General features: G+C 35.4%; 1 protein-coding gene. It reads left to right on the forward strand.

Annotation, left to right across the window (positions count from 1 at the left end):
• Positions 1 to 528, forward strand: a 528-nt coding sequence (locus J3U18_RS11845) for a hypothetical protein (protein WP_267354237.1), incomplete at its 5' end; no start/stop codon positions are given.
• Positions 529 to 994: the final 466 nt, after the last annotated feature.

Below are 994 nucleotides of genomic sequence, written 5' to 3' on the forward strand. Positions count from 1 at the left end.
ACAGCGACAGGCGTACGGGTTACCTTAACTGGCCCTGTTGCAACTGAATCCCAATGGAATTCCAGCAATCCTGGTCCTATTACTAAGCCTACTTTGCCTCAGACATTCGAGTTAGTTGGTCGAGATAGTAGTGGTAAAGCTATCGTTAAATATGGTTTTACGTTAAAACAATGGTTTGTCAACCGAGGTAAAACTTATTACAGCTATCCTAGCATGGAATCCTGGTGTAATAGTATTGGTTATCGCCTTCCTAAAGTTAAGGATTTAACTAATGCAAAACGTTATGAAATTATTGGTGGTACACCTTCATCATCAGGTGATTATTATATGCGTACAATTGGTGCAGGCTTGCTTGCGGAGTGGGGTAATATAGGTAAATATGACCGAACCAACTTTGACGCCGTCCGATGGTACTGGACCAGTGATGTAAAAGGTTTAAGCCGGTTCGTTGTTTTTCCTCAAGATGGTCATGTACATTGGGCTGAACCCTCGTATGATAAATCGGTAGGGCTTTGCACTTTGCCTTAGCATGGTCGTACAATAAAAGCAATTTTGTGGGCATAGCCCACATAAACCCCACCTTGGTGGAGTTATTTTTGCGTTTTTTATTGCAATAAAGTTGAGGAGCGGGGTTTTGGTATTTAAAACCCCACCTACAAATCAATAAATGAACAAAATTTAAATAAAATTATATTTTCTTGGGATTAAAAACCATAATTTTAAAGATTTGTAAATTCCTTATTTATCAATTAAAACATAATTTAGCTAACAGTATTTTAGATCTTTTTTGGATCTTCTTTACAAATGTTAACAATATAAAATAAAAAAATTATTGCATCATATTTTTCCAACTACTATACTTCCGGATAATTTTAGTTGGATAGCTAAAATGTAATCAAAAAACAAAAAATAGTAAATAAATCATAAATATACTTGACAGGATTGTCGCATATGTTCTATAATTTTCAACAGGCAACAGGCAACAGGCAACTTG

Origin of the sequence: Gilliamella sp. B3482 (assembly GCF_026536805.1) — a bacterium.
Taxonomy (GTDB): Bacteria; Pseudomonadota; Gammaproteobacteria; order Enterobacterales; family Orbaceae; genus Gilliamella; species Gilliamella apicola_E.